Source organism: Tetzosporium hominis (genome assembly GCF_002265435.1).
GTDB classification, from domain to species: Bacteria; Bacillota; Bacilli; order Bacillales_A; family Planococcaceae; genus Chryseomicrobium; species Chryseomicrobium hominis.
This window is the reverse complement of sequence record NZ_NOKQ01000338.1, coordinates 1-264: the sequence shown is the minus strand read 5'-3', so window position 1 is coordinate 264 and position 264 is coordinate 1. Positions and strand designations below refer to the sequence as shown.

Sequence of the window (264 nt, the reverse complement as noted above, 5' to 3'; positions counted from 1 at the left end):
CGGACGCTTTCGTCAAGGCTTCTTGCCATTCCCGCCTTCCGGTCTCAATATCACACGTTAATGAAAAACGTGCTGAACCGGTCGTTTACCATTGAACGATTGTCTCCTTTCATCAGCGAATGGCATCTTGACATTTGTCAAAAAGCTTATGATGATCCTTTCATAAAAAAAAGCCCCTTGCAATTCGAAAAGGAGCAGACAAACATACTTAGAGAAATTGAGGAGCGGCAGGACTTTTTGCAAGTACACTTAGCAAGACTATAG

The 264-nt window shown here is 42.8% G+C and carries 1 protein-coding gene; it reads left to right on the top strand.

Annotated features, from left to right (window positions below; genetic code table 11):
* The coding region (locus CF394_RS14170; protein ID WP_207761739.1) for a CotH kinase family protein at positions 1-264 on the top strand (264 nt) is incomplete at its 5' end.